Origin of the sequence: Flavobacterium sp. P21 (assembly GCF_050632225.1) — a bacterium.
GTDB lineage: Bacteria > Bacteroidota > Bacteroidia > Flavobacteriales > Flavobacteriaceae > Flavobacterium.
This window is the reverse complement of record NZ_CP192585.1, coordinates 5,009,526-5,029,291: the sequence shown is the minus strand read 5'-3', so window position 1 is coordinate 5,029,291 and position 19,766 is coordinate 5,009,526. Positions and strand designations below refer to the sequence as shown.

The following is a 19,766-nucleotide window of genomic DNA, read 5'->3' as shown; positions in this document are numbered from 1 at the left end:
ACTACATAATGAAGTTAATACGGGTTCTAATTATTTTTCTTTTTATTGCCACTGTTTCTTGTATGGATGAGTCTAATTATTATAAAAGGGGAATAGAAAAAAGTGAATTGGAAAACCATGAAGGAGCTCTTTCAGATTTTTCTAAAGCAATAGAATTAGACAAGACTTTTGTAGAGGCTTATCGTCGTAGAGGAATTGAAAAACATATTTTAGGAGATTATAATGGAGCAATGATGGATTTTTCTAAAGCAATAGAAATAGATTCTCATAGTTTCTACTCTTATTACCATCGAGGGCTTGTAAAAATTGATTTAGCTAATTATCAAGGAGCAATAGATGATTTTACAAAAACTATAGGGTTTCAGCCAACTTCATGGGTGGCTTATTCTGATAGAGGATTGGCTAAATATTATTTAAAAGATTACAAAGGTGCAATCAGCGATTGTACGAAAGCAATAGAAATACATAGTGATATGGCTTCAGAAGCTTATTATAATAGAGGAATAGCTAAATTAAGAATAGGAGATAGAGATGGGGCTTGTTTTGACTTAAATAAAGCGGATGAACTATGGGTTATAAATGGACAAAAGTGTCGGGATACTATAGAAAAATATTGTAAATAAAAAACTACACCAACAATCTCTATAATAGATTTGGCAATTGAATTATTGTGAAGTCGGTTTTGTATTTGAGATGATTTGATAAATCCGAATAATGGGCTTAATTTAATCCCTAAGCGATGGTAGGAAAAGAATGTTAGTTAAATGAAACAAAACTTATAACTCCTTAGTCTAAACTTATATCAATTTCTGAGTTTTTAAATAATCCATTGCAAATTTCCCTTCGTTGAAAAGCAAATCCAAAACGCTTAAGTTGTTTATAAAGCCATGTTTGTCATCAAAAACTTGAGTGTATTTTTCAAATGAATTCTGATCTTTTTTGCCATTTGCCAAATATCTGAAATCGGCGAAATCTGGCGTTTCGTGAAAATATTCAACCGTTTTTCCAAATTCCAATTTCATTCTAAGGCATTTCGTCACAATGTCTAAGACTTCGAAGTTAAGATCCATTAAAAAAGTATGTTTTTTCTCGAAAATCGGCACGATATCATCTTCAAAGTACTCGAAGAAAGGCGAGCTTCTATATGCGGCTTCAAGTGATTTAAAATGCTGTTTCTGCCAGTCAAATTCGTTCTCGATCAAAATGTCTTTTGTTTTTTGATGCGTTGCTTTTGAATGCTTTACAGGAATATTTAATAATTGAATTCCGTTTGGACTATAGATATAAGTTCTGTTTCTGTTAGTCTGCTTCTGAAAATTATCCTCCATTTCAAAAGTAATAGTCTCAGATTGAGCCATAACTGCAAAATGGCTTATTGATGGAAAATAGGTAGGAAGTATTAAAGAGTTCATGATATTCTTGTTTAAACGTTTCAGGTTTCAAGTTTCAAGTTTTGTGTGAACTTGAAACTTGAAACCTGAAGCAAAAATAACTTTTTTAATTATGCTTTGTTTTCTTTTCTTTTTCTCCAGAAGAATTCTCCAACGAAATAAAGAGCAAGAAGGATTAAGAAGTATTTAAAATACGATTGCGGTTGTCCTTCGCCATCAACAGTGGTGAAAACTCGGCTCCAACGAATTTTGTTGATTCCGCTTCCGTTTGTATCCCAGCTTAACCAGATGAAAACAGGTTTCCCAACAATATGATTTTCTGGAACGTAGCCCCAGTAACGGCTATCTTCAGAGTTATGACGGTTGTCTCCCATCATCCAGTAATAATTCTGTTTGAAGGTATAGCTATTGGTTTCTTTGCCGTTTATGATGAATTTAGAGCCTTTTAATTCTAAAGTGTTTCCTTCATAATTCGTGATGATTTCTTTGTAAAATGGCAAAGATGTATTGGTCAAAGCAACTGTTTTTCCTGCTTGTGGAATATAGATCGGGCCAAAATTGTCTTGACTCCATTTCTCAACATGTGGAAATATTCTATTGTCGCTTGTATTGTCGATTATTCTTGTAACTGAAAGAACTCCAGGAGTGCTTCTGAAACGTTCTGCGCTAGCTTCTGTTAAAGCTCCTAAAACAAGAGTATCTCTAGTTTTCTCATTTTTGAAATAACCTCCGTCAGTGATGTCTAATTCTTTAACTAAAGATTGTAAGTCAACTGGAGTCTTTCCGTCAAAAGCAATTGTGTAAGAGTATTGTGGTTTTGCGCGTTCCGGTAAAATTAATTTTGTGCCGTTGATAAATACAAATCCGTCTTTTATAGACAAGCTATCTCCAGGAATACCTACGCATCTTTTTACGTAATTTGATTTTTTGTCAATTGGTTTGATAACGCCTGGTCTTCCTTCTGGCTCGTGAAAATAACGTACGGTATCTACTGGCCAGTTAAACACAACAATATCATTTCGTTTTATAGCTTCAAAAGCAGGAAGTCTGAAATAAGGCAATTGTGGCCATTTTAAATAAGATTTGCTTTTTGTTAATGGAATAGAGTCATGAACCATTGGCAAGGCAACAGTTGTCATTGGAACTCTTGGTCCATAATTTAATTTGCTTACAAACAAAAAGTCTCCTACAAGTAAAGATTTTTCAAGAGACGATGTCGGAATTGTGTATGGCTGAACAACATAGGTGTGCACCAATGTAGCAACGATTATTGCAAAAAGTAATGAACTAACCGTGTCTGCAGTTTTGCTTTTTGGCGTTAAATCTCTATTGGCGTGATATTCTAATTTCTGAGTGTAATTAACATAATAGATGTAGAATCCTAAAGTAAAAATTCCAAGAAAAGTATCTAAAGTTGATTTTTTTCCAAACGTTCTCAAAGTTTCAACCCAGATAACAGGAAACATAATTAGGTTGATAATTGGAATAAAAAGCAATAAAGTCCACCAAGTTGGACGGCTGATGATCTTCATTAAAACAATTGAGTTGTAAACCGGAATAGCGACTTCCCAGCTTTTTCTTCCCACTGACTTGGTACAATTTCCATGTTCCAATAAAATGAATCACTTGAACTGCAAGGAAAAAAACAAACCAAAAATATAGTGTCATAATGTTTTTGTTTAAAGTTTGAAGCTTAAGACTGTTCCGATTTAAAATCTTAAACTTAATTCAGTTTTATTATAGGCTTAATACGTCTTTCATGGTGTAGATTCCTGTTTTTCCAGCTAACCATTCAGCGGCAATAACCGCTCCAAGAGCAAAACCTTCGCGATTGTGAGCAGTATGTTTTATTTCGATGCTGTCAATTGCTGAATCGTAGTTTACAGTATGTGTTCCAGGAACTTCTCCAATTCTTTTTGCTTCAATTCGAATTTCGTTTGATTTCGCCTCGTCTAAAGTCCATTTCTCATAATTGCTATTTTGAATAACACCTTGTGCCAATGAAATAGCAGTTCCGCTTGGAGCATCAAGTTTGTGGATGTGGTGAATTTCTTCCATTGTGACTTTATACGAATCAAATTGATTCATGATTTTGGCTAAATATTCATTTAATCCAAAGAAAATATTCACACCTAAACTAAAATTTGAACTTGAGATAAAGCCTCCTTTTTTTCATTACAAAGAGCAATCATTTCATCATAGTGCTCTAGCCAGCCAGTAGTTCCAGAAACTACAGGAACATTTGCGTGAAAGCAACTTGAAATATTATCAACAGCCGCAGTAGGAACACTGAAGTCAATTGCAACATCAGCATTTGAAAGTCCTTCGTAAGTGTTGAATTCGTCTTTCTTTAAAATAATTTCATGGCCTCTCTCTAAAGCAATTCTTTCTATTACTTTACCCATTTTGCCATATCCTAAAAGCGCAATTTTCATTTTTGTGTGTTTTTTGAGTTTTCAAACAGCGTTAGTTGCTATTTAAAAGTGTAATTAAAAGTTAGTCCAACGTTGGGCCTAAATGTTGCATCGTTGGGGTAAATCTCTGGACGCATTGATAATCTTTCGTTTACGTTAAATTGAATCAAAGCAAGCATCAACGTTCGCGTCTATAATATTAAGGACGTAAAAGCCAACAACAAATAAGGCAGATAAATCTCTGTTTCGCTGATAAAATTTTTGTCCAGCAATAAGTCTGCTGTCGTCCAAAAATTGATAGTTGTCATCATTATAGCCTTCAAGTCTTCGTTTGTAGGCGTCGCGATAATCGTGGTATTTTTTGTTGTTGTCAATGTAGAAATAAAGGCTGGTACCAATTGCTCCGTAAACGAGCGGAATTTTCCAATATTTTTTGTTGTATGCTTGACCTAAACCAGGTAAAATTGCTGAATAAAATGCGGCTTTTGCTGGTGTAAGCGGGTCTATTTCTTCCAGTTTAGTAGTGTCTTTAGCGACTAAAACCGCATCTGATTTTGCTTGAGCAAAAATAGAAGCGGTTCCTATGAGAAAGAACAATAAACTTATGGGGACAATCTTATTCACTATCCATTAATTAATTTTATAATCCTATTAAAGTCGGCTTCAGAATTAAAAGGAATTGTAATTTTTCCTTTTCCGTTGCCAGCCACTTTAATATCAACTTTCGAACCAAAATAATCGTTGAAAGTATTTTTTTGTGTTTCTCTAACCACAAAAGAAGCATCTGCCTTTGGTTTTCCTTCGGCTTTTGGCTGTTGTCCTTCGTGGTAATTTTTAACTAAAGCTTCAGTTTCACGAACAGATAAATTCTGACTTACGATTTTTTGGTAAATATCAGTCTGAACGTCTAAATCTTCAATGTTAATAATTGCTCTACCGTGTCCCATGCTGATAAAACCATCACGAATACCAGTTTGAATAATCGGATCTAATTTTAAAAGACGCAGATAATTGGCAATTGTAGAACGTTTTTTTCCAACGCGCTCACTCATTTGCTCCTGTGTCAATTGAATTTCGTCCATCAAACGTTGGTAAGAAAGAGCGATCTCAATTGGATCTAAATCATGACGCTGGATATTCTCTACTAACGCCATTACTAATGATTCATTGTCATTAGCAATACGAATATATGCAGGAACATGTGTTAATCCTACTAAAGTTGAAGCACGCAAACGACGCTCTCCAGAAATTAGTTGGTATTTGTTGAAGTCTAATTTTCGAACAGTAATAGGTTGAATTACACCAAGTTCTTTGATAGAGGTGGCTAATTCACGTAATGATTCTTCATTAAAATTGCTTCTAGGCTGAAACGGATTTATTTCGATAGCACTTATTTCAAGCTCAATGATGTTTCCAACAACTTTGTCAGCATTCTTATCGTCAACTGATTTTATGTCGTTTTCCGGATCTTTTAATAATGCTGATAATCCTCTTCCTAAGGCTTGTTTTTTAATTGCTTTTGTCATAAAAACTATTTGCTGTTTTTCTTTATAATTTCTTGAGCTAAATGAATATAGTTAACTGCACCTTTGCTTGTCGCGTCATAATTAATGATGCTTTCGCCAAAACTTGGAGCTTCACTCAACTTAACATTTCGCTGAATCACAGTTTCAAAAACCATATCGTTAAAGTGTTTTTGTACCTCTTCAACAACTTGATTAGATAAACGTAATCTTGAATCGTACATAGTTAATAATAAACCTTCGATGTCAAGATCTGGATTGTGTATTTTTTGAATACTTTTAATAGTGTTCAATAATTTTCCTAATCCTTCAAGAGCAAAATACTCGCACTGAATTGGGATTACTACTGAATCGGCGACGGTTAAAGCATTCAAGGTTAACAAACCTAAAGATGGCGCACAGTCAATAATGATATAATCATATTCTTGTTTTGCTTCTTCTAATGCTTTTTTAAGCATGTATTCACGGTTTTCTTTGTCAACCAATTCAATTTCGATCGCAACAAGGTCAATGTGAGCTGGAATCACGTCAACATTTGGCGATGTGCATTTTAAAATGGCTTCTTTTGGTGTTACAGTATGTTCAAGAATTTGGTAAGTTCCTGTTTCTACTGTTTCTACGTCGATTCCAAGGCCAGATGTCGCATTGGCTTGAGGATCAGCGTCGATCAATAATACTTTTTTCTCTAAAACACCTAATGAGGCCGCAAGATTTACTGATGTAGTAGTCTTTCCAACGCCTCCTTTTTGATTAGCAATAGCAATGATTTTGCCCATTTATTTTCTGAATTTTGAACCGTAAAAATACAATTATTTATGGTTTTTGAAAATCTATTTTGTTAACATTTAAGAAACTTTGTTTAATCGTTGTACGGTGGGTGTTCGGCAGAAAATAATTTTAATAATGAATGAAATTATCAAAAGGATTTTGATGAGTTACATCCATAATTGAGCTCAAAAAATAGTCAGATCTAGTTTTTCTTGAAAAAAGTTCTTGTTTCCGAAATTCAAGATAGAAACATTCGGTAGCTTGTTTTTGATTAGAATTAATTTTTTGGGTTGGTTCTATTTTTAGTTTAGTATGAAAAAACCTCAATAAGCCTTGTAAATTGGGATTTTGTATAGTTTTTGATAAGAAAATCGAAACCAAAAACGGACTTTTAGGTTGAAGATTATCGCTATTTTTCAGATCTCAAAAAACTGTTATTACTATTAAAACCAAAAAAAATTTTTATGATTAAGAAGGTAATCTCTTTATGTTTCGTATTTGCATTTGCATTGATTTTATGCGGCTTCGCGACACCTTATTCGTCTGATGAAAAACCGGAAAATAAGATTGAAGGCAAGATTGTTTACAACAAGAAAAAACACAGTATCACATTGTCATGGCCGGCATTTGGCTCGTCTGGGAATTATACAATAACAAGAGGAGGAAGTCATTTGGCATCGGATTTTGTTGCAGTTGGGAGTACTTCTAAAATGGCCTTTACTGACAATAAACCAAACTCAAATAAATATGAGAATTACTATAAAGTTACTCGTAATGATATCACTATAGTGATTTCGCTTGAAAACCAAATTTTTGGAAGCAACATGTATTTCTATGACAGAAAATACGAAAAAGCCGAAACTGCAAAAAACGAAATTAATTCGCATTTTAGTAAAATTGGTTTAGGCGGACCAAATGGCGAATGGACAACAAAACGTCAAGCTTATTATTTTAAGCCAAATGTTAACGGACAAACTTATGATGTTGGCGGATCTGGTTCTGCGTCTTCGCCAGAAGCTAATTCTATTGAATTAGGGTTTTATTCTCATATTGGAGGTTTAGGAAGAGTACCTTCAGATGTTAAACTGGGTTCGATATTTACGAGGCCTCATCTTTCTGGAGGAGCAAATGCTACTTGTACTTTTTGGCGTTCAGTAGAAAATGTTGAAGTAATGCGCGATTTTTCTTGGACGGTTTCTCAGTCAACTAGCGCACGAAGATTATTGATCGAAAGCACATCAAAATATATTTCAGATATTGGAAATACAAACTTTTGGGGAAGTGGTGGTTTTATTGCCGATACTCATTACACAAGTGACCGACCAAACTGGAAAGGACAGCGACAATGGTACACCAGAAATACTGTTTTTCCTTCGGGCTCTGGAGATATGGGAGGGTCATATAATATGGTTTGGCAAGGTTGCGTAAATCCACCGCAGTCAGACGAAAAGAATTCTCCAGTTTTGACTGCACCTATTATTAGAGAAAAGCCTTTTCTTTTTATAGATAAAGATGGCGAATACAAAGTGTTTGTTCCTGCTTGGCAAAAAGATAGAGTAGGAGTCTCTTGGTCGGCAACAGATATGGGTAAAGGAAAAATTCAAGATTTGGTTGCTGAATGGTATGTGGCTAAAGAAGGCGATACGGATGTGGAAATCAATAATGCTTTAAAAGCTGGCAAGAATGTATTTTTCACCCCAGGACATTATTCGTTAAATACTCCAATACAAGTAAACAGGAAAGATGCGATACTTTTAGGGGCAGGTATTGCGTCTGTAACACTTGAGCCTACAGAAAAAAATACTTGGGGATGCATTTACGCAGATGATAAAGATGGAATTATTATTGCCGGACTTTTAATGGATTCATTTAATAGTACAACTTATCAGGTTAGAATTGGAGCAGAAGGCGCAAAAGCTGACCATGCTGTTGATCCAATTTTGCTTACTGATATTACTTGCAGAGTAGGTGGTGTTCAGTCAAAAAATATTCAGATTCAAGTGGCAATGCAGATAAACAGCAACAATGTAGTTGGAGATCATTTTTGGTTATGGCGTGCTGATCATGGTTCGCAAAAAGGAGGAGATTTACGTTGGGTAAGAGATCGATGCAGAAATGGACTTATTGTTACAGGAAATGATGTGACGCTTTATGGTTTGTTTGTAGAGCACTTTCAAGAATACGAGGTGTTGTGGTTGGGCGAGCGTGGCAGAACGTATTTCTTTCAAAATGAACCGCCATATGATGCGCCAAATCAAGCAAGTTGGAGTAGTCAAAACGGAAAAGTTGACGGTTATGCCGCTTTTAAAGTAGCAAATACAGTAAAAGAACATCATAGCATCGGAATGGGGTCTTATGCTGTTATGACAGGAACCGACGGAAATGTCAATAAGAAAAATGGTTTCGAAGCGCCAAATAAGCCAAATGTGATAGTAGAGAAAATGTGTACGACTCGTTTTGCTGGTTCAGGAAACATTCAAAATGTTATTAATGGCACTGGCGGAAGTACAGCAACAGGCGTAAAACGCGTTGCGGTATATAATAATGGCGAAGGTGCTCAGCCTTTTGATGAGGAATTTACTTTGCCGAGTAAAGAGTCTTATCCTGTTTATATTAGTATGGAAAAATAGTAAAATATAGACATTTTGAAAATAAAACCTCTAAAGGCAAATTTGATCTTTAGAGGTTTGTTTGGTTTTAAAATATAGCCCGTGGTTTCAACCACGGGAAACGTATCGGATGTTTTATAATGCGTCCCCGTGGTTGAAACCACGGGCTATGTTGTAAATGCAGTTGTTTTATTAGATTTTATAAGTTGAGTTTATTGCAAAAAAAGTCTTTCCAAATAAATGAAAAGACTTTTGTCGGGGTGGCAGGATTCGAACCTGCGGCCTTCCCGCTTTAAGGCGGGACGCGATAACCGGGCTATTCTACAAATGATATTCAAAATTTATGTCTTGAAGATATCTTTTTGCACCTCGTTTTTTTATTTTAGTTTCTAAAGCTATTGCCTCAGATCTTGAATTTAGTTGAATTGTATAAATAACTTTCCATGGTGCACCATTTTTTGTAGATAACGATTGTCCACTATTGTGTCGTCTAAGTCTATCTTCGATATTATTTGTTTGACCGATATAAAACTTTTCTTTTGTATTGCTGTAAAGAATGTAAACGAAAAACATAAAAGTGCAAATTTAAAGAAATGAAAAAGCCGAACATTTCTGTTCGGCTTTTGTCGGGGTGGCAGGATTCGAACCTGCGGCCTCCTGCTCCCAAAGCAGGCGCGATAACCGGGCTACGCTACACCCCGAAGATGTATTTTGTTGTAGTGCCCGAAAGCGGATGCAAAGATATAAATAAATTTCGTTTACAAAAGGAAAAAATGAAAATAAATAAAACTTATTTGAACATAGTTATTTCGGATTTATTTTAGCCTGTATTTTTTATAATAAAGTTTACATTTGCATCACAAAAAAACGATACACATTATGTCAGATACAATCGAAAAAATTAAATGCCTTATTATAGGTTCTGGTCCTGCAGGTTATACTGCGGCTATTTACGCAACCAGAGCAAACATGAATCCGGTTTTATATCAAGGAATGCAACCTGGCGGTCAGTTGACTACAACTAACGAAGTAGAAAATTTCCCAGGTTATGTTGATGGAGTTACTGGGCCAGAAATGATGATTCAGTTGCAAGAACAAGCAAAACGTTTTGGTGCTGATATTCGTGATGGCTGGGCTACAAAAGTTGATTTTTCAGGAGACATTCATAAAGTTTGGATTAACGATACAATCGAATTACACTGTGAAACTGTTATTATTTCAACAGGTGCTTCGGCTAAATATTTAGGATTGCCATCAGAACAACACTACTTAAATATGGGTGGAGGAGTTTCTGCATGTGCAGTTTGTGACGGATTCTTCTACAGAAATCAAGAAGTTGTAATTGTTGGAGCAGGAGATTCTGCTTGTGAAGAAGCGCATTACTTATCTAAACTTTGTAAAAAAGTAACAATGTTGGTAAGAAGCGAAAAATTCAGAGCTTCAAAAATTATGGAAGAACGTGTTCGTAAAACAGAAAATATCGAGATTTTAATGAATCACGATACAGTTGAAGTTTTAGGAGATAATAATGTAGTTCACGCTATTAAAGCTTTGAACAAAACAACTGGTGAAGTTATCGAAATTCCAGCAACTGGATTCTTTGTAGCTATTGGTCATAAGCCAAACACAGACATCTTCAAAGATTATATCACACTTGATGAAACAGGTTATATTGTAAATACTCCTGGAACATCAAATACAAATGTTGCTGGTGTATTCGTAGCAGGAGATGCTCGCAGATCACGTTTATCGTCAAGCAATTACTGCCGCAGGTACAGGATGTATGGTCGCGCTAGATGCTGAAAGATATTTGGCTTCAAAAGAGTAATTTCTAGTATTCAGTCACAGTCTCAGTTTACAGACTAAAAAACAAAAGTCCCAATCTTATGATTGGGACTTTTGTTTTTTAGATTCTTTTCAGACTGCAAACTGAGACTGATTACTGCGACTAAATTATTTCATTTTCTTAAACAATTTAGCTTCTTCAGAAAAGCGTGTCAATTGAATGGTTGGGCTTCCAAATAATGAAAGTTCAGCTTTGTCGCTAACAGCTATTGAGATAGCGGTTTCTGCCAGGATGGTTCCGGTAGAATAGCTTTCTGCAGTAACACTAGCATCTTTCAAGGTGAATTTTGTTCCGGTGAAAACAGAATTGTTGTCTAAGCGAATAGTTGCTTTTTCAGCAATTCCTTCAATAGTCGCAGTTCCTTTTTGGTATAAATCACATTTAAATTTGATTGCAGAAACCAATGATTTTAATGCTGAATTTTTACTTAACTGAATATTTGCCTCGTCTGCTTTCAGGTTTATTTCAGATTTTGATTTGTCATCGGAAATTAAACTGAATTTTTTTGCATTTACATTTAAATATAGCTTTGAGTAATCAACACTATTAAAAGTAATGTCGTCTAGTTTAAGTTCCTGAATAGCGTAGATTACCGCTTCGTTTTTTGCAATTACTTTGTTTAGTGTTCCAGTATAAGTAACACGTACGGCAAGTTTTTTGAAAATGGTACTTTCTTTAGATGTATATAAACGAAGGGTTCTTTCTCTTAAATCCATTGCAACAATTTCGTGCAGATTATCGTCGGCTTCAATCTTGATTTCGTTTTTTCTCCTCTTTCTAAGTAAACTTCTAAATTGTCATCTACTTCAAGTCCGTCAAAACTTCCAACTTCTTTTACTGATGTGGTAACTATTTTAGTTCCTTTAATTTTTTCTCTTCGTTGCGCAAAAGTTAATGTTGTAACTAATAGGAACAAAATCAGGGCAATATTTTTTTCATTATTCGAGATTTGATTTTGACAAATATAAAAAAATCATCCACTTTTGATGAATGATTTCTTTTATATTTAACAGATAAATTCGTTTATCCTTGGCTGATGCTTCCTCCAGAATTTGAAGTTTTTTCAACCGTTTTCGGATTTGAATCGTAGTTGATGGTTCCGCCGCTTGATGCTTCTGCTTTTAAGCTTACAATCGGGTGTACATTTACGCTACCTCCACTTGACGCTTCTGCATGAACTTCATTTGCTAATAATTTTTCAGCATTAATATTAGATCCGCTTGATGCCGAAGTTTTGATTTTCAATGCTTTTCCTTCAAGAGAAATGGTGCTTCCGCTTCCAGAATCAGCAGAAATATTATCAGATTCTACATTGACATTCATTGATGCGGCACTTGAAGCTTCCAAATCAATACTTTCTGCTTGAATTGTATTTTTGCTTTGAATAGACGATGCACTAGAAGCTTCCAGTTTGTCAATAACAGGCATTTTTACTGTCACTTTTTTAGCAGTTACATTTCTGAATGAGCTGAATTTGCATTTGATTATCAATGTTCCATTTTCCACCTTTGTGATAATGTCTTTTTGAATATTATCATCAGCTTCCACTACAATTTCTGTCGAATCAGACTGTACGATTACTAAATCGATGGCATTGCTTACAGATACTTTTTTGAAATCACCCTGAACAATTCTTTTTTCAGTTGTTACATTTCCGCTTCCTTCAACTGAATTCACATTAAAGTTACATGAGGCAAACAATAATGCGGTAACAGTTGCAATAATAAATTTTGTAATATGAATGATTATCTTGATCATGGTCTTAGTTATTAGTTGATTTTAATTATAACTCCGTTTTTATCTTTAACTAACTTTCCTTTGGTTTTTTTCCGTTTAAGATTTCTTTTCCGTTAACTTTAATCGAAACTTCCTTTACAGTATCATTTTCGATAGTATTTATTTCACTATCATTGTCGTCATCATTATACTCGTTTTCATCTGCAGGGCAGTTTAAGCATTTTATTTTTGAACCTTCTACTTTATAGTTGTAATCACCGCTAAAGTGCAAGTTGAAAAAATCATTTTCAGAGCGATCATAATCTTGTACTGAAGCGTCTGGCTTAAACAACTGCCCTTCTGGCAAGTACAAATATACATCAACTTCTTGTCCTCTGAACTTATTTTTCACATCTGTCAGAAAATAATTATCCAAAATTAAATGATTTCCTTTGATTTGTAAATTGTAAGTAATCTTTTCTGCTCTTTGTTTTGCACTTGAAAATGAATTTCCTCTTGCACTTTTCTCGATTTGCAAATATGCCGTTGCGTTGTCAGTGTGAAGAACGTGCAAACGAACATCATTTGAATAAATCAAGTTATTGTTTGCAGAATCTTGTACAAAAGTAAATTCATGATGATGACCTAAATCTTTTGCATAATAATCGTTATATCTGAATTTTACATAAAGCGTATCTTTTGGCAAAATGTTAAGTGTCTTTTTCTCAACCGATTTATTGTCATAAGATATTTCAGTAGCTTGTTTGATTCCGATGCTGATTGCAATTGCTACAGCAATGATCCAGATGGCAAGCAAAGTATATTTTGTAATATTTCCGATTGATTTTAAATTCGGAGATAACAATTTAAATCCTAACAGAGTCAAGAAGAAAAATGGAATTCCAACCGCAAAGAACATTAGCAAGCCAAATGACCAAAGAGGATAATCTGTAAAGTTTCCAGCGTCAACGAAATTCTGCCAAGGGAAATCAACAAAAATATTAGTTCCCAAAGTAAAAATTCCGATTAATAACATGATCAAAACACTAATTCCAGACATGATTAAAATTACGCCTAAAAATTTAGCGAAGATTTTAAAAACCGTCATGATAAAGTCTCCAAATGAACTACTTATTCTCTCAGCTCCCGACTTTACCTGGTTTCCCATTTTGTCATAATCTGCATTTTTGAATTTGTCAGATAGTGAATCAATTTCTTCACGAACTTTTTTTCGATGTTTGAAATCGTTACCGGCTCTCCCGTCATTTCTAACTTTTCTGAAGTCGTTACCGCCTCAGGAGTAACAATCCAAAGTACGAAGTAAGCTAAGATTCCAGTTCCAAAACCAGCGAAAACAAAGATTAAGAAAAGGATTTTAACCCAAACTGCATCTACTCCAAAATAGTGACCTAAACCTGTCGCTACACCTCCAATCATACCTTTTTCTTTGTCACGGTATAATTTTTTGTGTTTTCTTTCACTATAATTATTGAAAGATTGACTTTGGTTTTCCTCGTCTTCAATTCGGTAATCTTCAGGTTGGCCCATCACCGCAATCACTTCGTCAACGTCTTTTAAGCCAACAACATGTTTCTCGCTTTTTTGTTTTTCTGTTAATAATTCAGAAACGCGCATTTCGATATCTTTAATGATTTCATCTTGTCCAGATGAGTTGCTCAGAGATCGTTTTATAGCGTCAAAATAGCGTGTCAATTTTAAATATGCATCTTCATCGATGTGAAAAAACATACCGCCTAAGTTAATATTTACTGTTTTGTTCATGACTTATTGATTTTGATTGGTGATTAGATTTACGGCGCCCGATAATTCATTCCAGGTTCCGCTAAGTTCGTTTAAAAAAGTTTGTCCTATTTCGGTTAATCCATAATATTTTCGTGGTGGCCCTGAGGTCGATTCTTCCCAACGATAATTTAATAAACCGTCGTTTTTTAGCCTAGTTAAAAGTGGGTAAACTGTTCCCTCAACAACTAGTAATTTTGCGTTTTTTAAAGTGTCTAATATTTCAGATGTATATGCGTCTTTTTCTTTTAATACTGATAAGATGCAAAACTCAAGAACACCTTTGCGCATCTGTGCTTTTGTGTTTTCAATGTTCATAATTTCATTTTGTTTTTTTGATTGAACAATTCGTTTTTTGATTGATGATGATGATTGATGATTGATTGTGTCTATAACCTTTAACCGATTTTAGATTACTTTAAAAAAGGAATCGTGAGCGGATATTTGTATAATTCTCCGTTTGAAGCTTTTATTGAAGCATAAATCACTAAAAAGAATTCAACAAATTTTAAAACTCCAAAAAGTAAAACCGCAGTTGCTCCAATACTTAATAAGGCAATATTTCCTTGAAAGTTGAAATTTCTGATTACGAAATCTTCGTCATTAAAAACAGCTTCCATCGGAATGTTTTGTAATACTACTGATACGAAAATCGGAATTGCGATTAAAGCTAAAATCAAAGTGTAAAGCAATAAACTCAATTGAAAATTCAAGGTCTGTTTTCCGTGGTGATTTACAAATTCTGATTTGTCTTTGTAGCTCGACCAAAAAATGATTGGGAAAATATAATTCCCAAATGGAATAATGTACTGACTTAATGTACTTAAATGCGTAAATGCCGCAGTGTTTCTTTCTGATGTTGTTTCCATGATGAGTGGTGTTGTTGTTTCCATGATTAAAAGTATATAGTAATTTCTTATGCAAATATATTGCTAAAAAACAGTATCTTGTTTTACATAGTACCAAATATTAACAAAATTTTAACAAGTTTAAAATTTGTAGGAGAGTGATAATTTATTGAAAATCATCCGGGAATACTTGATTTTATTGACGTTTCTCGAAAGTATATCAAATTTATTGTGCATGCATAGTTTTTTTGTATTTTTACATAAAAAAATAAATCTATGGCAGTATCAGTTTCCAAACTCAACAAATTTGTATTGTTCAAATTACCATCAGCATACTTTTGCGGGGTGCGTGTAAAAGCTATCGATAAGGACAGCCGCATTGTCAGTGTCAAACACCGCTGGATCAATCAAAATCCTTTTAATTCGATGTATTTTGCCGTTCAAGCTATGGCGACAGAGTTGACAACTGGAGCCTTGGTTATCTCTCAGATTCAGGAAAGCGGACGAAAAATCTCGATGCTGGTTGCCAATAACAAAGGAAACTTCACTAAAAAAGCAACAGGTAGAATCACTTTTGTTTGCAACGACGGGCATTTGATTGCCGAAGCGATTCAAAGAACTATTGAAACAGGAGAAGGACAAACTTTCTGGATGAAATCTATTGGAACAAATGAAGAAGGTGTTCAGGTTTCTGAAATGGATTTTGAATGGAGTGTTAGATTGAAATAAAATTATTACTGCATTATATTATAAATGACCTGCACTATGCAGGTCATTTTTTTTGCTTTTTTCAATGTGAAATATTATAATTACCTGTTCTTTAGTGAGTTTGTTCTTTTTGTTTGTTTCTTTTGAAGTTTTTTCTTTTGTAATTTTATTGACTAATAATCATTCATCAAAGAAATAAAAATTTCATTCTACCTTAATTTAATAGTAATAATTTTACTTAAAATAAAGTTTGTGTTTACATTTGCCGAAAATAAAGTAAGAATATATGGACGATAAAAAACAAATATTTCAGACGGTTACTCAAAAACGCTGGAAAACTTTTCAATGGTCAAGCCGACTTATTTTATTTCTTCTGGTTTTAATGGTTCCAATTTTCTTTATTACTTTAAAGAAAGGATTAAAACCGCCGCTTCCCCTTTTAGCTGTTCATAGTCGAACGGGACATAGTTTGGACAATCCTGTTGTTCCCAGTAATTTAAGTGAAAAAGACCTCAAACAATTTAGAGGTTTTGATTATTTTTTAAGAGAAAAAACAAAAATTGATAAACTAAAAAAACAGCCAGCAATACCTAAAACAAACGAAGAAATTCGTGCGGCATTTTACGTTGATTGGGATCCGCAGAGTTTATTTTCACTAGAAAAAAATATCGATAAACTCAATATGGTGGTTCCAGAATGGTTTTTTATTGATCCAAAAACCGATTTGCTGAAAACTGATATTGATACGTTAGCATTAAAAGTGATGAAAAAAGGAAAAGTAAAAATCCTTCCATTAATCAATAATATAAACGAATCTTTAGGCGAAGGCGAATTTGACGGCGATCTTATTCATAGAATTCTTCATGATAAAAACAAAAGACAAAGGCTTATAAATGATATTGCTAAAACAATAAAAAAATATGATTTGCAAGGAATAAATATTGACTTTGAAGAATTTAAAGAAAATAGTGATGAACCTATAATCACATTTCAAAAAGAATTATACGAAAAACTGCATCCGCTGGGATATCTTGTTTCGCAGGATATAATGGCTGGAGACGATGATTTTAATATAAACGAATTGGCAAAATATAATGATTATATGTTTCTTATGGCTTATGATCAGCATTATGCAGGAAGTATTCCCGGAGATATAAGCGACCAGAAATGGATAGAAAGAATTGTAGATAAAACGGCCAAAGAAATTTCGTCTGATAAAATAATTCTTTGTTTTGCAGGTTATGGCTACGATTGGCCGGAAAAACAGGAGGGAGAAACGGTAACTTATGACCACGCAATTGCGATTGCAAAACAATATAATGCCAATATAAAATTTGACAATAACAGCTACAGCAACTCATTTAGTTATAAAGACAGCAATGGCAAAAAACACGTAGTTAATTTTGAAGATGCGACAACTAATTTTAATACCATAAGATTTAGCGATGAATATGGTTTGGCAGGAACGGCTTTGTGGCGTTTGGGCAGTGAAGATCAGCGTTTATGGAGTTTTTACCATCGAAGTTTAACAAACGAAAGTTTATCTAAAAAACCTTTCGATTTTAATGTGATGAAAAGCGTTAATACCCGAATCGAAAGTCCGGCTTATATTGGCGATGGTGAAGTATTGAATGTTATTGCAAGTCCTGCTCCAGGAAAAATCGAACTGGAAATCAACAAAGATGAAACTACGATTACAGAGCAGAAATATGTAGAATTACCAACTAAATATGTAATCAGCAAATTTGGAAACGTAAATAAACAAGTTATTTTGACCTTTGATGACGGGCCAGATCCTGTTTATACGCCTGAAATTTTAGATATTCTGAAAAAAGAAAAAGTTCCGGCCGTGTTTTTTGTTATTGGTATTCAGGCAGAAAACAATATTCCGATATTGCAAAGAATTTATAAAGAAGGTCATGAAATAGGAAATCACACTTTTACACATCCAAACATTGCATTGGTAAGTCCGGATCGTGTCGCAAAAGAAATGGAAACGACACGATTATTAATCGAAGCCGTTACCGGAAAAAGCACTGTCCTTTTTAGAGCGCCTTACAATGCCGATGCTGAACCAACAACAGAAGCCGAACTAAAACCAATTGCATTAAGTAAAGCACAAAATTATTATAGTGTTGGCGAAAGTATTGATCCAAATGATTGGGAAAAGGGCGTAAGTGCCGATTCTGTTTACATTAGAACTGTACAACAATATGAAGCAAATCCTGATAAAGGAATTATTCTACTTCACGATGCCGGAGGAAACAGAAAAGCTACAGTCGAAGCTTTGCCTAGAATAATTAAATATTTTAAAAGTAAAAATGTTGAGTTTACAACTGTTTATCATTTGCTTGGCAAAACCAAAGATGAAATTATGCCAAAAGCAGAAGGGCCTTTTATTACAGTTGATAACGTAATTTTTGATTTCGGATATTGGTTTGGACAATTTATTACCGCGACATTTTGGGTAGCTATTTTTCTTGGGTTTTTCAGAATTGCATTAATGGCGATTATGGCTTTCATAAAAAAATGGAAAGATCATAAATATCCGCCTGTTTATAAGCTTAGTAACGGAATTGTTCCAAAAGTAAGTATTATTGTTCCGGCTTATAATGAAGAAATAAATGCTGTAAAAACAATCGAAAACTTATTGAGTCAGGATTATCCAGATTTTGATATTGTTTTTGTTGATGACGGATCGAAAGACAAAACTTTTGCGATGATTAATGAAGCTTTCGCCAATAATCCAAAGGTAAAAATTCATACCAAGCCAAACGGAGGAAAAGCATCTGCCTTAAATTACGGAATTGCTTTAACCCAAAACGATTACGTTGTTTGTATCGACGCCGATACGCAATTAAAAACCGATGCGATTTCGCAATTGATGAAAGGTTTTAGAATTCAACTAAAAGATAATGCAGAAGTAGGTGCGATCGCCGGAAATGTAAAAGTCGGAAACGAAAATACAATGCTTACTAAATGGCAGAGTATTGAATATACAACAGCACAAAATTTTGATCGAAGAGCTTTTGATTTAATCAACGGAATTACGGTTGTTCCAGGCGCAATTGGCGCATTCAAAAAAGAAGCAATAGAAAAAGTAGGAGGTTTTACAACCGATACACTTGCCGAAGATTGTGATTTAACGATTCGAATTCTCAGAAACGATTATCACATTATAAATTGCATCGAAGCCATTGCAATTACCGAAGCTCCAGAAAGTTTGAAAGAATTTATGAAACAGCGTTTCCGTTGGAGTTACGGTATTATGCAGGCTTTTTGGAAAAACAGAGACGCATGTTTTAATCCGAGATACAAAGGTTTAGGAATGGTCGCTTTGCCAAATATTCTTCTATTTCAGATCGTATTGCCAATTTTCGCTCCTTTGGCTGATTTGGTTCTTATTTTGAGTTTGTTCTGGAACTATAATGATCCAGACAGTCTTCATAAAATAATGATTTATTACATCGCATTTATGTTAGTAGATATGCTAGTGAGTGTTGTTGCTTTTATTTTTGAAAAAGAAAAACTGACGAAATTAATATGGCTGATTCCACAGCGATTTGTGTACAGACAATTAATGTATGTGATTTTGTTTAGAGCATTAAGAAGAGCCATAAAAGGCGAAAGCCAAAGTTGGGGAGTACTCACAAGAACAGGAAATGTCGCGACAGTAAAATGATTTTTTTGCCACAGATTAAAAGGATTAACACTGGTTTTTAAAAACAATCTTTGACAAAGTTTTAAACTTTGTCAAAGATTTTCGTGAAGAAATCTTTTTAAATCCTTTTAATCAGTGGCAAAAAGACAAAAAAAGGCTTCGATTATTCGAAGCCTTTTTTACTGAAATTAGCATTTCAATTATTTTTTTATGCAACAAGATTTCTTGTCTTTTTTATCTGTTGACGTTTTTTTACAGCAAGATTCTTTTTTAGCTTTTTCTTTTGTTGCAGGTTTTGTTTCCTGAGCATTTACACCAATTGTAAATAAAGCAACGGTAACGATTGTAATTACTTTTGTCATTTTGATTTAATTTATTTTTTGTTAGAGAATTGTAATTGATGAATGAAATATAGAAGTATTTCTTAAGGTTGATTCTTACAATTTTGTTAATGTTTTGTCAATAATGATTTAACAAAAAGC

The 19,766-nt window shown here is 34.1% G+C and carries 16 protein-coding genes, 1 tRNA gene and 4 pseudogenes; 5 read left to right on the top strand and 16 right to left on the bottom strand.

Translation table 11 applies throughout. The annotated features are described in order from the left end of the window. The first annotated feature begins 8 nt into the window (after positions 1–8). Complete coding sequence (locus ACQ9BO_RS25265; protein ID WP_431242959.1) at positions 9–623, top strand: tetratricopeptide repeat protein; 615 nt, start codon at positions 9–11, stop codon at positions 621–623. A gap of 174 nt (positions 624–797) precedes the next feature. Here ACQ9BO_RS25265 and ACQ9BO_RS25260 read toward each other — a convergent pair whose 3' ends face one another. From ACQ9BO_RS25260 to ACQ9BO_RS25235, 6 genes and pseudogenes are all read right to left on the bottom strand, one after another. Next, entirely contained in the window at positions 798–1,412 is a 615-nt protein-coding gene (locus ACQ9BO_RS25260) for a WbqC family protein (RefSeq protein ID WP_431242958.1), read from the bottom strand. 89 nt (positions 1,413–1,501) lie between these two features. Continuing rightward, positions 1,502–3,059: pseudogene (lepB, locus tag ACQ9BO_RS25255) on the bottom strand (signal peptidase I). Between the two features lie 69 nt (positions 3,060–3,128). Further along, positions 3,129–3,826 (bottom strand): annotated as a pseudogene (dapB, locus tag ACQ9BO_RS25250) (4-hydroxy-tetrahydrodipicolinate reductase). Positions 3,827–3,864: 38 nt separating this feature from the next. After that, a pseudogene (locus ACQ9BO_RS25245) lies at positions 3,865–4,429 on the bottom strand (DUF5683 domain-containing protein). Further along, positions 4,429–5,331, bottom strand: a complete 903-nt coding sequence (locus ACQ9BO_RS25240; RefSeq protein WP_132989257.1) for a ParB/RepB/Spo0J family partition protein — start codon at positions 5,329–5,331, stop codon at positions 4,429–4,431. The pseudogene ACQ9BO_RS25245 and the gene ACQ9BO_RS25240 overlap by 1 nt, the downstream one beginning before the upstream one ends. A 5-nt stretch (positions 5,332–5,336) precedes the next feature. After that, the gene (locus ACQ9BO_RS25235; RefSeq protein ID WP_431242957.1) at positions 5,337–6,104 is read right to left on the bottom strand and encodes a ParA family protein; all 768 of its coding nucleotides are present in this window, start codon (positions 6,102–6,104) and stop codon (positions 5,337–5,339) included. A gap of 456 nt (positions 6,105–6,560) precedes the next feature. Here ACQ9BO_RS25235 and ACQ9BO_RS25230 point away from each other — a divergent pair, with 456 nt between their 5' ends. Then, entirely contained in the window at positions 6,561–8,726 is a 2,166-nt protein-coding gene (locus tag ACQ9BO_RS25230; protein WP_431242956.1) for a hypothetical protein, read from the top strand. A gap of 300 nt (positions 8,727–9,026) precedes the next feature. Here the strand turns inward: ACQ9BO_RS25230 and ACQ9BO_RS25225 are convergent, their stop codons facing one another. Both ACQ9BO_RS25225 and ACQ9BO_RS25220 read right to left on the bottom strand, forming a co-directional pair. Then, positions 9,027–9,278 carry a GIY-YIG nuclease family protein gene (locus tag ACQ9BO_RS25225; protein ID WP_431242955.1) on the bottom strand — a complete coding sequence of 84 codons (252 nt, stop codon included), beginning with the start codon at positions 9,276–9,278 and terminating at the stop codon, positions 9,027–9,029. Between the two features lie 53 nt (positions 9,279–9,331). Further along, positions 9,332–9,406, bottom strand: a tRNA-Pro gene (locus tag ACQ9BO_RS25220). A gap of 178 nt (positions 9,407–9,584) precedes the next feature. On the opposite strand from ACQ9BO_RS25220, the pseudogene trxB reads away from it, so the two are divergent. After that, positions 9,585–10,533, top strand: a pseudogene (gene trxB / locus ACQ9BO_RS25215) (thioredoxin-disulfide reductase). Positions 10,534–10,658: 125 nt separating this feature from the next. Here trxB and ACQ9BO_RS25210 read toward each other — a convergent pair. From ACQ9BO_RS25210 to ACQ9BO_RS25180, 7 genes are all read right to left on the bottom strand, one after another. After that, positions 10,659–11,276 carry a GIN domain-containing protein gene (locus ACQ9BO_RS25210; RefSeq protein ID WP_431245206.1) on the bottom strand — a complete coding sequence of 206 codons (618 nt, stop codon included), beginning with the start codon at positions 11,274–11,276 and terminating at the stop codon, positions 10,659–10,661. Continuing rightward, the gene (locus tag ACQ9BO_RS25205) at positions 11,258–11,467 is read right to left on the bottom strand and encodes a hypothetical protein (protein ID WP_431242954.1); all 210 of its coding nucleotides are present in this window, start codon (positions 11,465–11,467) and stop codon (positions 11,258–11,260) included. Before ACQ9BO_RS25205 ends, ACQ9BO_RS25210 begins: the two co-directional genes overlap by 19 nt. Before the next feature lie 107 nt (positions 11,468–11,574). Continuing rightward, a complete protein-coding gene (locus tag ACQ9BO_RS25200; RefSeq protein ID WP_431242953.1) occupies positions 11,575–12,309 on the bottom strand; it encodes a head GIN domain-containing protein in 735 nt (244 codons plus the stop codon). Positions 12,310–12,358: 49 nt separating this feature from the next. Continuing rightward, entirely contained in the window at positions 12,359–13,435 is a 1,077-nt protein-coding gene (locus ACQ9BO_RS25195) for a hypothetical protein (RefSeq protein ID WP_431242952.1), read from the bottom strand. Next, positions 13,420–14,049, bottom strand: coding sequence for a PspC domain-containing protein (locus tag ACQ9BO_RS25190; protein WP_431242951.1), 630 nt, complete (start codon positions 14,047–14,049; stop codon positions 13,420–13,422). The genes ACQ9BO_RS25195 and ACQ9BO_RS25190 overlap by 16 nt, the downstream gene beginning before the upstream one ends. Positions 14,050–14,052: 3 nt before the next feature. Beyond that, the gene (locus ACQ9BO_RS25185) at positions 14,053–14,385 is read right to left on the bottom strand and encodes a PadR family transcriptional regulator (RefSeq protein ID WP_431242950.1); all 333 of its coding nucleotides are present in this window, start codon (positions 14,383–14,385) and stop codon (positions 14,053–14,055) included. Between the two features lie 95 nt (positions 14,386–14,480). Then, positions 14,481–14,936 (bottom strand): DUF4870 domain-containing protein, encoded by a 456-nt coding sequence (locus ACQ9BO_RS25180; protein ID WP_162847849.1) that lies wholly within the window; start codon positions 14,934–14,936, stop codon positions 14,481–14,483. 255 nt (positions 14,937–15,191) lie between these two features. Here ACQ9BO_RS25180 and ACQ9BO_RS25175 point away from each other — a divergent pair, with 255 nt between their 5' ends. Continuing rightward, on the top strand, positions 15,192–15,644 hold the full coding sequence (locus ACQ9BO_RS25175; protein WP_431242949.1) for a DUF4442 domain-containing protein: 453 nt from the start codon (positions 15,192–15,194) through the stop codon (positions 15,642–15,644). 265 nt (positions 15,645–15,909) lie between these two features. After that, positions 15,910–19,305 (top strand): polysaccharide deacetylase family protein, encoded by a 3,396-nt coding sequence (locus tag ACQ9BO_RS25170; RefSeq protein ID WP_431242948.1) that lies wholly within the window; start codon positions 15,910–15,912, stop codon positions 19,303–19,305. 179 nt (positions 19,306–19,484) lie between these two features. Here the strand turns inward: ACQ9BO_RS25170 and ACQ9BO_RS25165 are convergent, their stop codons facing one another. After that, positions 19,485–19,646, bottom strand: a complete 162-nt coding sequence (locus tag ACQ9BO_RS25165; RefSeq protein ID WP_431242947.1) for a hypothetical protein — start codon at positions 19,644–19,646, stop codon at positions 19,485–19,487. Between the last annotated feature and the right edge of the window lie 120 nt (positions 19,647–19,766).